Origin of the sequence: Chryseolinea serpens (genome assembly GCF_900129725.1) — a bacterium.
Lineage (GTDB): Bacteria > Bacteroidota > Bacteroidia > Cytophagales > Cyclobacteriaceae > Chryseolinea > Chryseolinea serpens.
On record NZ_FQWQ01000002.1, the window covers coordinates 201,379 to 216,049 of the forward strand.

5 protein-coding genes are annotated in these 14,671 nt (G+C 53.6%); all 5 read right to left on the minus strand.

The window, feature by feature from the left end; genetic code table 11:
* Positions 1 to 2 precede the first annotated feature (2 nt).
* The 5 genes from BUB30_RS14840 to BUB30_RS14865 all read right to left on the minus strand — a co-directional run bounded on the left by BUB30_RS14840 (position 3) and on the right by BUB30_RS14865 (position 14,510).
* On the minus strand, positions 3 to 2,045 hold the full coding sequence (locus tag BUB30_RS14840) for a hypothetical protein (protein ID WP_073135486.1): 2,043 nt from the start codon (positions 2,043 to 2,045) through the stop codon (positions 3 to 5).
* A gap of 18 nt (positions 2,046 to 2,063) precedes the next feature.
* Positions 2,064 to 3,671 carry a RagB/SusD family nutrient uptake outer membrane protein gene (locus BUB30_RS14845; RefSeq protein WP_073135488.1) on the minus strand — a complete coding sequence of 536 codons (1,608 nt, stop codon included), beginning with the start codon at positions 3,669 to 3,671 and terminating at the stop codon, positions 2,064 to 2,066.
* Positions 3,672 to 3,692: 21 nt separating this feature from the next.
* A complete protein-coding gene (locus BUB30_RS14850) occupies positions 3,693 to 6,836 on the minus strand; it encodes a SusC/RagA family TonB-linked outer membrane protein (RefSeq protein ID WP_073135490.1) in 3,144 nt (1,047 codons plus the stop codon).
* 73 nt (positions 6,837 to 6,909) lie between these two features.
* Positions 6,910 to 9,759, minus strand: a complete 2,850-nt coding sequence (locus BUB30_RS14855) for a TIM-barrel domain-containing protein (protein WP_245804103.1) — start codon at positions 9,757 to 9,759, stop codon at positions 6,910 to 6,912.
* Between the two features lie 602 nt (positions 9,760 to 10,361).
* Complete coding sequence (locus BUB30_RS14865) at positions 10,362 to 14,510, minus strand: hybrid sensor histidine kinase/response regulator transcription factor (protein WP_073135494.1); 4,149 nt, start codon at positions 14,508 to 14,510, stop codon at positions 10,362 to 10,364.
* Positions 14,511 to 14,671 lie beyond the last annotated feature (161 nt).

Consider the following 14,671-nt stretch of genomic DNA (forward strand, 5'->3'; position numbering starts at 1 on the left):
TTTTAAGGCACTACCACGTAGTGAAATCCCAGCACTTCATCTTTCGCATCACCCGCCGCGGTAGAGTTGGAGATCACCCCCAGCCAAAGTCCGTTCGTATCGATGGTGGCCAGCGAAGAGCCGCCGTGCGAAACAAAATACCAGTCGTTTGCATTCCCGGTCAATGCCTTGGGATCGGTGGTGTTCAACCAACTGGCTGCGGTGCCCGCATAATCGACGAGCGGGATGCTGATATTGAGGATCTTATTGGTCGGGTCGATCGTTACGTCGCCCGTGGCCGTGTAGGCCGATCCATTTTTGGTTTGGGCCAGGTCTACTTTCAGATTGCTGCCCTCCAGCCGGAATTTCAAGGTAGCGCTTTCGGCTACAGCCCTCACGTTGGCGTCCCACACCCAGGTGTTGGACGTGTAGTCATTTCCAAACGTGCTGGCCGAGGTCCAACCGCCGGTGAAATCGGGCGGGAAGTTCATCCAGTCTACGAACCAGTTCACGTCCGGCTTGAAGGTTTTGCCGGCCAGCGCATTTTTCCAGGCTGCTGCCGGATCGGCCGCCGCAGCGCCTCCCGGTTCGAAGCAATACACCATGTACTCATCCTTGTCGGCCGAGCGTTGACCGAGCCACAAGGCGGTGATGGTGCCGAAAGCATCCTGTTCGGCTTTGATGATGCGCAGTTGGTTGCTGGCCGTGGTGGCCAGCGATACCCATCCCGATACGGCAAACGATATGGCTTTGTCGAACGTGATGTTATTCTTGTCGTCAACCGAATATGTACCGGAGATCGGCTTGCCTGCTCCGTCGGTGAATGTGTATGATCCGGTGGTGGCGCCGGTCTTGTCCAGCGTCATCGAAATGTTCGAGATGAGCGAGGCGTCGTACGGCGCCCAACCGGTGGCCGTGTAGTCGGCCGGCTTGGTCCAGCTGTTCAAAAAGTTTCCGCCCAACCCAGTCCAATTGTAAGGCGTGTTCAGCGACATGGTCCATTTTTTCTTCGTGGAGGTCGATGTCGTGAGGTCGGTATTGGCTTCGCCATCGTAGGGAGGCTCGGGCTCTACCACTTCACCCGGCACCCAATTGTCGCGGTAATCTTTCGAGATGTAGTTGTATACCACCATGGCCGCATCGTCGGCGTTGGGAACAACACCCAACTGCATGAAATTATCACTCAGATATAAAATCCTGACGTTGGCCCAATCCACGTTGTCGCCGTCGCGGTTGGAATCGTGCAAGGGACGGGCATCGGTAAACTTGATCATTTTGTTCTCGGTGTCGAGCAGGTAAGAACCGTTGTGCAGGCCAAGACCATACGCTGCCTGATCGACATCTACGCCGGCACCATCTTTCAAATTGAATGTCATCGTACCGAAATCGGCCGCGGCCGTCATCCACTGGTTGCCTTTCCAATCGGCGGTCCAGTACCAAGCCTGTACGCCGGGCTTGGGTGCGCCCGATGCCTTGTCGCCTTCGCGATCCACTGTGGGCAATATCGCTTTGGTCCAATCCCACGTAGCGGCATCGAGATAGTTGTCGCCACCGGCGGTGTGCAAGCCATCCCAGGTGTACCAGCTTCGGAAGAAATACATGGGTCCTAAAAATTTACGGGAGAGGCCATCCTTGTCCAGGTCGAGGTACCAGGTCTTTTCCTTTCCGGCACCACCCGAGATCATGGTCCACATGGGGTCGCTGATAAAAGGCGCATACATACTGTTTACGGTGAACGTCGCGGGGTCGCCGTAGATGGCTCCTCCACGGGTTTGCACGCCAAACTTCACGGTATACGTTCCGGCAAACGGGATCTTCAACGTTACTTTGTTGGCCTGGCTTCTGCCTTGCGGGTGATCCCACAACGGCGTGTAGCGGCTGTCCATCAAACTGGTCAGGTATACAATGTTGGGGTTCGCGGCATCGTGCTCGATCTTGAAGGCAATGCCTTCCACCAGGTCGGTCGATGCCACATCCACGTTCCCCATCTTGTATTCATCCGGGGAGCAGGCATAGGCCAGCAACCCGAGAAAGCATAGGGTAAATATTTTGATAAGCTTGTTCATAAATTTCATCGTTAATCGTTAATTCCAACCGTTGTTTTGAACTAACACGCCATTCGACAAGGTGATCTGCGTTGTGGGGATCTGCATGAAGCCACGCGTCTTCGTGATGTCGGCTTCCTTGATCACAACCTGGTCGGCCACACCGGCGCTCAGCACGTCTTGTGTTTCGGCGAGGGTAGACGCTGCGGTGCTCAGTCCCTGGCGCAGCAGGTCCCAATAGCGGAGGCCTTCGAAGGCAAACTCCAGTCTTCTTTCTTCCAGGATGTTGGCTTGAGTGACGGCACGGCTCGACAAACCTGCGCGGGTGCGCACGGCGTCATAATACGTTTGCGCATTGGGTGAACCCATTTCGGCGGCCATCAACAACACGTCGGCATAGCGGATCACGACAAAATCCTGGTCTTGCGAGATCTGGAAGTCGTTGGAACCGCCCGTATTGGAGCTGCCATCGGGCAAAGCGGTCGGTGTATATTTCTTGTTGGAATAGCCGGTGTACTCGCGCTGTCCTTTCACGTCAAAGCCGGTGATGCTTTCGCCGGCGATGTCGATGATGGAGGCCGACTTCCGTTTGTCGTCGCTGTCGAATGCCGCCACCAGTTTCGGTTCGACCGTGCAGGCGCCCCAACCTTTGCCATAGGGCGACCAGTTGGTATTGCGCATACCCATCATCACCAACCAACGGTTGCCATCCACGTTGCCATTGTAGTCTTGCGTGTTGTTGAACTTCTGCGCAAAGACGGTTTCCTTGTTGCCTTCACCGGCATAACCGGAGCGATCCAATGTATTGTTCGCCGCAGGCACATAGCTCGATGCCGGCCACAGGGCCTTGTACTCGGTGAGCAATCCAAATTCGTTGCTGGCGACCACATCTTCAAGACCGGCCAATACTTCGGCCTTGGTCACTCCGAGATCATCAACACCATAGTAGCCCGTGTAGAACAGGTATACCCGCGCGAGCAATGCCTTGGCGGCATACGAAGTTACGCGGCCGTCGTTCTGTGCGGCGTTTGCCTTGGGATAGGCATCGGCCGGTATGTTGGCGGCGGCAAACTTCAGGTCTTCGGCGATCTGTTTGTAGATCTCGGCAGGCGATGCCTGGGGCACGTTGTCGGTGGTGGGCGCGGTGAGCAACGGCACTTTCTCAAAAAGACGCACGAGGTCGAAGTACATCAGTGCGCGGAGAAAACGCGTCTCGCCTTCGATGCGGACACGGGCTTCCGGTTTGGATTCGAAATTCACACCGTCCAGTTTGGACAGCAACTTGTTGCAACGAAAGATGCCGGCATAGTAGTCGCTCCATGTGCCGTTGAACAAATTGTTGTCGGCCGGTGACTGTGAAGGATCGAAACGATCCAACGCCTGGTAGCCCCGCCCGTCGGTGCTGCCCGTGCCACCATAGGTGTTGTCGGAAAGCACTTCGGAGGTGACATAGAAGGCCAGGTTACCGTTCGATGACGTGCGCTGATAGCCGTCGTAGCAACCGACCAATGCCATTTCGGCGTCGGCCACCGTGCGGTAGAAGTTGCTTTCCAGCACGTCGGTCATCGGGTCCACGTTCAGGTAATCTTCAGAGCAAGAGAAGAGCAGCAGGCCCAATCCCAATGCCATGGTATATATCTTTTTCATGAGTTTGTCTTCTGTTAAAGGCTAGAATTTAAAATTGACACCCATCATCACGATCTTGGGTCGTGGGTAATAGCCGAGATCGACGCCTGCAACCCATTTGTCGGTACCGTATCCGATCTCCGGATCCATGCCGTTGTATTTGGTGAAGGTGAACAGATTTTGTCCCTGCACATACACGCGCATTTTGCTCAGATAACTCGACTTGATGAGGCGCGACAGGTCATAGCCCAGCGCGATGTTGCTGATGCGCAGGTAGTCGCCGTTGTGAACATAGAGGTCGGAGAACTGCCAGTTCACGTTGGTTTCCGTTACGCGCGGGATCCGGTTGGACGTTCCCTCGCCGGTCCAGCGGTCCAGGATCTCTGTCGTATAGTTCGCATACTTGTTGGCATGGTTGCGATACGATTGCACGATCTTGTTGCCGGCAGCGCCATAGGCCGTGATGGAAAGGTCGAAACCTTTATACTGCGCCCCGATGTTGAAACCGAAGGTGACATTGGGCATGCCGTGACCCAGGTCCGTTTTATCGTTGCTGTCGATCTTGCCGTCGTGGTTGGTGTCTACGTATTTCACATCGCCCGGCCGCACGTCATTTTGCAACACGCCATTGCCGGCTTCTTTCCACGCCACGATATCGTCCTGACTCTGGAAGAGGCCCGCGGTTTTAAAACCCCAGAAGTAGCCGATGGCATAGCCGTTCTGTGCACGATAGAATTCTTCGGAGTTATCGTACAACATGTTGGTGAGACCGTGAATGATGCCGTCGTCGGTGGGGATCGCGCCTACGGTATTCTTGTTGTAGGCACCGTTCACACCCAACTGGTATTTCAATTCACCCACGTTGGCGCTCCAGTTCAATCCCAACTCCACGCCTCGGTTCTTCACACTGCCCCCGTTGATCACCGGGGCTGCTGCGCCAGCGGTTGCCAAAATGGGCGGGGTAACTAACCAGTCTTTCGTGGTTTTGATATAGTAGTCAAACGCGATGTCTAAGCGGTTGCCCAGGGTCTTCGCGTCAAAGCCGATGTCGGTCTGTTCGGAAGTTTCCCACTTCAGCGACGGATTCGAGAAACGGCTGGGGTATGCGCCCGGCACGTTCACGTTGTTGTTGCCAAAGGTGTAGTTCGCTGCCAGGTTGGTGCTGCTCACGTTGGTCGATGTGTTGATCGGCGCGGCATATTGGAAGTCCAGGATGTCCTGGTTGCCGACTTGTCCCCAACTGGCGCGCAGCTTGAAGAAGTTCATCCAGTCGGACAGACCCGCTGCAAAATTTTCATTGGACAGCACCCAACCGGCCGAGAATGACGGGAAGACACCCCAACGGTTGCCCTGGGCAAATCTCGACGAACCATCGCGCCGGATCGTGCCGTTGAACAAATACTTCTCTTTGTAGTTGTAGCTCAACCGGGCAAAGTAAGACACCCGGCGATACAGGTTCTCAGGTCCACCGCCAACGACGCGTGTTTCAATCACATTGCCGTCAGAATCCAGGTGTGCCTGTCCCACCGTGTTGCTCAGGTAGGCATGCGAAAAATCATTGAATTGCGACAGCAGGTTCCAATTCGAGCCCGACAATTTCGAGCCCTGAAAACGCTGCGTTTCCATACCGATCATGGCGCTGAAGTAGTGATCGTTGAGATCCAGGTCGTAGGTGGCCGTGTTGCTCCACGTGATCGTATTTCCGTTGCTGGTGTTTTGACTGGTTGTGGTGTGGTCCGAATTATAAGAATAGACCGAGAACTGGTACAGGGGTTTAAAGCTGCGGTAGTCGGTGGAGTAATAATTGAGACTGAGTATGGATTTGAATTTCAGATTCTTGATGGGCGCCAGTTCCGCGAACACGTCGGCCAGCATTTTCTGCGCATTGTTCCGGTTGTTCACGGTGGTCATCATAAAACCATACGGGTTGCCGTCGCCATTGTACCAGGGCGAGTTTCGCGTATCGTTATAGGGGCTGTCGTAGAGATTGTTATCGCTGTAGACCGGCGACAACGGCGATGTATTGAAGGCGCCTCTCACCGTGTTGCTGTACTGGTTGCCAACGTCGACGCCATTGTTCTTGATGTAGTTGAAGTTCAGGTGTTGTCCGACTTTCAGGATACCGTCATACAACTTATGCTCGGAGTTTGTCCGGAAGCTGTAACGCTCATAGTTGGAAACGGCTTTTCCTCCAACGATGCCTTCCTGGTTGAGGTAGCCGAGCGAGATCGCATAGGTTGATTTGTCTGAACCCCCGGTGATCCCCAAGGTATAGTTGCTGGTCTTTGCATTTTTCTTGAACATGTAGTCCATCCATTTCGTATCGGCCAGGCCGTTCATGCTGGAAAAATCGATCGGCGCCGAACCCGAGTTCAAGGCCGCCTCGTTCATGATCGTTTTGTACTGGTCGGCGTTCAGCATGTCGGCTTTCCGGTTCACGTTCTGCAGACCGGTGTAGGCGTCGAAGGTCACCTGACTTTTTCCGGCACTTCCCGTTTTTGTGGTCACCAACACCACACCGTTAGCCGCCTGTGCTCCATAGATGGCTGCCGATGCGGCGTCTTTCAAGACGTCGATCGACTTGATGTCGTTGGGGTTCAGGATGGAGATGTCGCCATTCGGAACGCCGTCGATCACATAGAGGGGACCCGAGTTGCCAATGGTTCCCAAGCCGCGCACTACCACTTTCATATCTGCCCCCGGCTGGCCGGAAGTAGACATGATCGAAACACCGGGTGCCTGGCCTTGCAAAGCCTGCAACGGGTTTACCTGGTTTTGTTTTTGCAGCGTCTCACCCGCTACTTGAACATTGGCACCGGTAACCAGTTTTTTCTTTTGTTCGCCGTATCCAACCACCACCACTTCGGTGAGGGTGGAGACGTCTTCCTGCAACACAACGTTGATCTGGGTTTGCGTTCCCACTTCGACCTCTTGGGTTTGATAACCGATAAAAGAGATCACCAGTACATCGCTCGTCGAAGCCTGCAGCGAAAATTCGCCGTTGGCATCCGACGTTGTCCCTACTGAGGTGCCTTTCAGAATGATGTTGACACCCGGCACAGGACTTCCGGTCACCTCCGCTATTTTTCCTTTAATGAGTTGCGTCTGCGCATGCGCAGGGACGAACCCCAGCAGGAAAAAACATACGGAAGCAAACCATACGCTTCTGTAAATTTTCTTCGTCATAGTTTAGCTTTTGTTTAGGGTAATTATTTTAGTTAGTTCAGTTTATCTTCAGCTTCCTTCCGGAAATGAATTCTCAGTTTTTCTTGATCGTTACAGCCTCACCGCTATAGTCGACCACCTGCGCAGGATGAGCATCCCTACTCATCCCTGCAGGGTGATCTCTACTAACCCAAAAAATCTGTATCGCTTTTTTCTCCAACATGCCGTCGAAAGTTCCTTGCCGCTTGCCCAGAGTCAATGTCTGGCTGGATTCGGTGTAGGTCAATGGAATGGTAGCGTATTGGCCTTTTATATAATCATTGTTTAACCCATTGTCCTCGTACAAGGAAAATGAACCGTTGGCACCGGTGTAGACATAGATGGAAAGCGGATCGGCAACTTTCTCTGCGGTGTATTGCAACTCCGGCCCTACGGGTATGATCGAACCCGCCTTCACAAACACGGGGATTCTTTCGAGGGGCGCGTCGGCTTGAATGGTTTGTCCGCCGTCGAAGTGTTTGCCGGTGTACAAGTCGTACCATCCGGTATTCGCCGGTAAGTATACGGGCCACGTCCGCGCTTTGTGATCTGTGACGGGCGCCACCAGGAACGAGGGGCCGAACAGGAATTGATTGCCCATATTCAGCACTTGCTTATCGCTCGGAAAATCCATCACGAGCGCCCGCATGATCGTGTAGTCTTCCCAATACGTTTTGGCCGCCAGTGAATAGATGTAGGGCATCAGGCTGTAGCGGAGTTTATCATAGTACAACATGGATTTGTAGGCCGGATGATTGTCGGGCGCCACGTTGAACATCTCGCGGTAAGGATACTGACCGTGCACTCTGAACAGCGGGTTGAACATGCCAAACTGGAACCATCGCGTCATGCGCTCGCGCCATTCCTCCAGGTCTTCACCTTGTGCTTTTTCGAATTTTTTCTCCACCGAAAATCCGCCAATGTCGGTTGTCCAATACGGGATGCCTGACAAGGAGAAATTCAGGCCTGCGGGAATTTGCGTTTTGAAATCCTGCCAGTTTGCCGCGACATCGCCACTCCAGGTGGCGGCCGCATAACGTTGTGAGCCTGCAAACGCCGAGCGCGTGAAAATGAAAGCGCGTTTGTTGGGATCGGTCCGGCGCAGGCCTTCATAGATCGCCTTCTCGTTCATGAGGGCATAGGCGTTGAAATATTTTGTAGACGAACCCAGCGCGGTGGGGTTCATGAGCTTTTTGCGATCGGCGATGGAGGCGTTGGATAAAATGTCGGGCTCTGTCGAGTCCAGCCACCAGCCGTCTACACCCTTGCTGTTGAGTTTGGTGTTCACCAGGTTCCAAAAGGCTTCGCGTGCCTTGGGGTTGTAGGCGTCATAGAAGGTGGACACGTAGCCCTTGCCAATCCAGTCGCGCTGACGGTTTTGGATGTTCACTTTATAGAGGAATCCCTGTTTATCAAAGTCGTTGTAGGCGTCGATGCCTTCATAGAATTTTGGCCACACCGAGATCATGAAATGCGTTTTGTACTTTTCATGAAGTTGTTTGATCATGCCTTCCGCATCGGGGAAGCGGGCGAGGTCAAAATCCTGGCTGCCCCATTTGTCCTCGTCCCAATAGGACCAGTCGAGCACGATGTTGTCGAGGGGGATCTTGCGTTTTCTGAACTCGGCTACGACGTCGAGGATCTCTTGCTGGGTTTTGTAGCGCTCGCGGCTTTGCCAGAAGCCCATCGCCCACTTCGGAAAGATCTCCGCTTTGCCCGTAAGCGTTCGGTAGCCACGAATGACATCGTCCAGGTTTCTTCCGGCCATGAAGTAGTAGTCGATCTGGTCTCCCGCTTCCGAGAAAAGAGAGAGGCGATCCTGATCCTCCGCCGGTGCCGACTGCCACTTGAGCGACAAGTATGACTCGCCGCCATCCGGCAACCATTCAATCTTAACAGGATATTGTTTTCCTTTTTCTGCATGCCATTCAAATTTTACGGTTCCGGGATTCCAGGCCTGCCGCCAATGGTCGGCTTTCAACTCGTTGTTGATCCATACCTTGACATAGCCCGCGTAGTACAAAAAGAATTTATGAAGCCCGCCTTCGTCCGAAGCGATGCTTCCCTCCCACACCACCTTGCCATCGCGCATGGGAAACTCTTTCGGGAATCGCTTCTGATCGCCCAGGAACTCATAATCGATCACGGAGTCCTGCCGCGACAAGTATATTTTGGAGGCGTCGGTCTTTGAACCATAGGTTGCGGAAAGACCGCCTGCTTTGCCTTCCCTGGAATACAACTTGAGTTGTGACAGCGAGCGATAGTCGCGCGGATCGCCAAATCGCGTCAGCGAATAGTTGTCCCACAGGATGCCATAGTTTTTATTCGACACCAGGAAGGGAACCGCCACCTTGGTGTTGTATTGAAAAAGAGAAACATCTTTTCCTTTATAGTTCATCAGTCCCTCCTGGTGTTGCCCCAGGCCATAGAAGGCCTCGTCGGCAGGCGACTCAAACTCTTGTCTCAGGCTGTAGGTGCGTTCATTGTCAACGATCAGCGGCGTGAACGTTTTGCCACCGCCTTGCTTTTCCTGGAGCATCACCTGTCCGGTCGAATCCGAGAAGGATACCTCGCCCGTGGAAAGTGAAATGTTCGCGCGAAGCGCTTTGGTTATTAGTGTGAGTTCCTGATCCGCTTCTTCCAGTTTCCAATCCGGTGAGCCCGTTACCTCGGGGAGGATGATGAGGCTCTTGGCGGTGGAGAACGTGTCGGCCGCACTGGCGGTGACCTGTATAATAGAGGGAGCGATCACGCGAAGGCGGACCGCCTTGGTGGTGCCGCCTTTTGCGGGATGGACGATAACGCCATCCGTTAATTTTTCCACGGCGGGCTTTTGGGAACAGGCCGTTAAGGCCACGACCATTAAAATGATGTTTGCTAATACTACGTTTTTCATCAGGTTCATTCTTTCATACCATCGGTTTGCAGGAGATAATTCCCGCAATCGGTTGCGATAAAGGTAGGGGCCGATGCTGCTTTCGAAGGGTATGGAATTGTCTGATCGTGGAGGTTCAAACGGTTTCGGGGGGTATCAGAATGTTGCAAAAGAGGGGCGCAAATCGCTTTTCAGCGATTTTGGGGGGCGGAAAAGTCAGGTTAAACCGCCTCACCTTCGCTAAAGCTTCGGCGAGCAAGAAAGACGCAAAGGACGCAAAGAAGACGCAAAGCGCTTCGCGGTTTGGCTTTGCGTTAACTTTGCGCGCTTTGCGTCTTTGCGGTTCTGCATTTTTCTTTCAGCATGGCTCACCCCAAACCAGGCCTCCACACCGGGAATAATCAACGCACGGTCAAATAAACAGATCGCTTAGAAAAAGAAGAGACAAGACAGCGATGCAAGGATCGCTGCATAGATGAGGATTTCGATGGCCAACAATCTTCTGGCCGAACGTTTTAATCTTTGCTCAGGTGACATTTAACTTTTTTGGAAAGACAAAACTACGCACGAACCCCGCGGGCAAGGGTTATAAAATCGCTGAACATTAGGATCGAAATGTTTCATCTGCCCCTTTACGCCATGCCGTTTCGTTTTCCGGCCGCATAGGCAGAAGGTAGCACGTGATAGGCCTCCTTGAAATAGCGCGCAAAATATTTCGGGTTATTGAATCCAACCTGGTAAGCCACCTCCGCCACGGTGAGCTGACTCTTCTCCAGCAACTGCGCGGCCTGTTGCAAACGAATGGTCCGGATGAATTCCAGCGGCGACTTCCCGGTGAGGGCCACGATCTTTTTATAGAAATGCGCGCGGCTGATGCCGAGCTCACGGCTCAAGTCCTCCACCGAAAATTCCGGCTTCGACACATTGTCCTCCACACACTTGATCGCGTTCTGGATAAACTTCTCGTCCAGCGGCGTGATGTGCAACTCGCTGGCCTTCACATCCACTTGCCGTGAAAATGCGCGGTGGAATTTTTCGCGTTGCTGGATCAGGTTCTGGATGCGCGACGCCAGGATCTCGAAGTTGAACGGCTTGGTGATGTAGTCGTCGGCGCCGGTCTGGAAGCCCTCCAGTTTTTGTTCTTCTGCGGCGCGGGCGGTGAGCAGGATCACCGGGATGTGCGAGACGCGCTGATCGGTTTTTACCCGGCGGCACAATTCAATGCCGTTCATTTCGGGCATCATCACGTCGCTCACAATAAGGTCGGGCAACTCCTCCTGCACTTTCTTCCAGGCCTCTTTGCCATCGCGCGCTTCCAGCAGCTGGTACTCCTGTTTCAAATTGTCTTTCAGGTAAAAACGGAAGTCTTCGTTGTCCTCCACCAGCAGCAACACCGGCTTGTGTGACAGCACCTTTGCGGGTTCGGCGCGGGTTCCTTTGTATTGCACGGCTTGCACATTCTCCGGCTCCGCCACGGGCACTTGATCCGTTTCCACCGGGTGAGTCACCTCTTGCAACGGCAGCAGCACGCTGAAACAACTGCCCTTCCCTACTTCACTTTCCACGGCGATGGTGCCGCCATGGATCTTTACAAATTCGCGGGTAATGGACAGCCCGATGCCACTGCCCTGGTTCACCATGCTGCGAGGCAACTCGGTTTGAAAGAAGCGCTCAAAAATGCTTTCCAATTTATCGGCAGCAATGCCAATGCCCGTGTCGCGCACGCGGATGCGCAGCCATTTTTCCGGGTCGTTGTTCTGCAGCTCCACTTCAACGCTCACGGAGCCGTGCTCGGGTGTGAACTTGAAGGCGTTCGACAATAAATTGAAAAGGATCTTCTCCAGCTTGTCCTGGTCAAAGATCGTTTCCATGGTGTTGATGGTGCTGGTGAAGTCCAGACGGATGTCTTTCTTTTCGGATAAGTCCGAAAACGAATAGACCGTTTCCCGGATGAAGGCAATGATATCGCCCTCCGAGGGGTTGAACTTTATCTCCTGCACTTCCAGTTTCCTGAAATCGAGCAACTGATTCACCAGGTTGAGTAGCCGCTTGGCGTTGCGCTGGATCAGTTGAAACTGACTTTGCTGATCGGGTTCTTTCGCCTGCTTGAGCATGCGCTCGAGTGGGGTGAGGATCAGCGTCAACGGTGTCCGGAACTCGTGGCTGACGTTGGTGAAGAATTTTATCTTCATCATATCCAGCTCGTGCATGCGCATGGCCTCCTGGCGTTCTTGCTGGATGGCGAACTTGGTTTGCTCGCGTTGCTGAATGATCTTTCGCGTCAGCAGCAGCGCTCCGATCACCAGCAGCATGTAGAGCACCAATGCGGTGCGTGTCTTCCAGAACGGCGGCAGCACGGTGATGCCCAGGCTGGCCCCAGCTTCATTCCAGGCTCCGTCGTTGTTTGCCGCCTTCACCCGAAACGTGTAGGTGCCCGGGTCAAGGTTGGTGAACGTCACCCTGCGCGACTTGCTGTCGGCCGTGAGCCAGTCTTCGTCAAATCCCTCGAGCCTGTATTTGTAGGCATTGTTCTCGGGGTGAAAAAAGTTAAGGGCCGCAAATTCAATGGAGAACACATTCTTTCCCGGCGGCAACACCAGCGACGAGATCTCGGTGATGGCCTGCGGAAGCAATACTTTTCCATCGACCAGGTCCTCCGCCTTCAAGCTTTTATTAAAGAGCTGAAAATCCGTAAACACCACCGGCGGAATATTTTTGTTCAACCCCAATTGTTCTGGTCTGAAAATGTTGAAACCATTGGCCCCACCAAAAATCAATTCTCCCCGGCTGGTCTTAAAGGCGGCGTTCTCGTTGAACTGTTTTCCCTGCAAGCCCTCGGGCTCGCCATAGTTCTTGAATTGAAATGACAATTCGCCCCGAGCGTCTTCGGTGATCTTTACTTGCGACAGTCCGTTGGGCGTGCTCACCCAGAGATCACCCTGGCTGCTTTCCAGGATGGTGAGCACGGTATTGTGCGGCAATCCATCTTCTTTGGTGAGGGCGTGGAAAGTGCCGGTCTTTTTGTTAAAGAGATTCAGTCCTCCAAACGTTCCGATCCAGATCCTTCCTTTGGCGTCTTCGCGAATGTCGAGCACGCCGTCGTTGCTGAGGCTGCTGGGGTTGTTGTTCTCGCTGCCATAGTGCATGAACCGCCCGCGGTCGCGACGCAACACATCGATGCCCGCGCTGGTGCCGAGCCAGAGGTTGCCCTGCTTGTCTTCCATGATCGCCGCGATGTAGTCGGACCGTATGGAGTTCATGTCGCCGCTTTTGTAGTGGGAAAAGGTTTTTGTACGTGGGTCAAAAAGATCGAGTCCCCCACTCAACGTCCCGATCCACAGGCGATGGCGCGAGTCTTCAAAGACCTCCCACACGCTCATCGTCGCCAGGCTCGACGGGTCCGCGGGGTCGTGGTTATAGCGAACAAACTTCTTGCCGTCGAAACAGTTCAGTCCGCCATAGTAGGTGCCAACCCATAATTTCTTTTCGTGGTCTATACAAAGGCTCACCACCACGTCGCTGCTCAGGCTGTTCTTGTCGCCGGGAATATTGCGATAGCGGGTAAATGTGCCGTTGGTCCGGTTAAAATAGATCAGCCCACCGCCGTTGGTGCCGATCCAGAGATTTCCTTTATCATCTTCTACGAACCGGTTCACATCGCCGTAGGGCAACCCTTTGGTATCCGCCGGTATGTGTTTGTACAACGGGAAGCGGATGATGTTCTCGTGATAGTAGCTCACGCCTTTCTTATAGGTTCCCACCCACAGAATGCCTTCGCTGTCCTTGTAAAGCACGTTGACGGTGTTCTGCCCCACGCTGCGTTCGTCTTCGTCGCGATGCTCGACGTATTGGATGGAGAAGTTCTTTTTGTCAATCATGTTGATCCCGCCATGGTCGGTGGCCACCCAGATCAATCCATCGTTGCCCACTTCAAGATCGCGAACCAGGTTGGTGGTGAGTCTCGCCCCCTTTCCATCGGACGTGAAATTTTGTAGGGTCTGCGTCCGCGTGTCCATAAAATAAACGCCTTGCGCGTCGTTCTCGGCGCAGATCCAGAGGTCGTCGTCCTTGTCCAGGATCATGCGATAGCTGTAGTGTTCGCCGTGATTTCGATTGTACAGCGTCGGTATTCTTTCGGTGATCTTCCAGGTATCTTTTGCGGGCGATAACTTCTCCAGCAAACCGCTGGTATGCAAGAGCCATACATTTCCTTTTGCGTCTTGCGCCATAGAGCGCACGGTGTCTGAAGCAATCGTGGTGTCGTCTCCCCGCTTGTGGCGAAACCAGGTCGTCTTCTTTGATGACGCGTTGTAATATCCCACGCCGTTTTGCAGGTGGAGAAACCAGAAGTCTCCGGCGGCATCTTTGACAACATCCCACAATCGTCCCGCAGGAATGTTATAGGTCTTATAAAAATTCGCGGTGTTGCGTTGAAATCTTTCCAACGCCGGATCATAGATGTTGAACGTGTCGGCGGTGAGAACGCCCATGCGGCCATCGGGTGTCTCGAAGATCCGTTGGATGGAATTGCTGCCGAGGGAGGTGGTGTCGCGTGAGTTTTGCAGGAATACTTTCAGCGTGTAGCCATCAAAGCGATTGAGACCGCTGGCAGTGCCGATCCAGAGAAAACCCTTCCGGTCCTTGTAGAAGCTCAGCACTTCGTTGTGCGACAGGCCGGCGTTTACATCCAGGTGCATGAATTTATACGTGCCGGGCTGGGCAACCGCCATGCCGGCGGCTGCTATCCAAATTGCCAGACTTAGTATGATCCTGCTCTTCATGGTCGTCGAATCTACCTCAAGATGCAATTTACGGAGGATCAAATGCAAAAACTAAGGACGGGGCGGCTTTCCATGTGGGGTTGGGTGGGAATAGTTTCTCTTTTTGTGGGGGTCTTTTTTTTGGGGGATGGGCACACCGAGTGGAGTTGTTGGTGGGACAC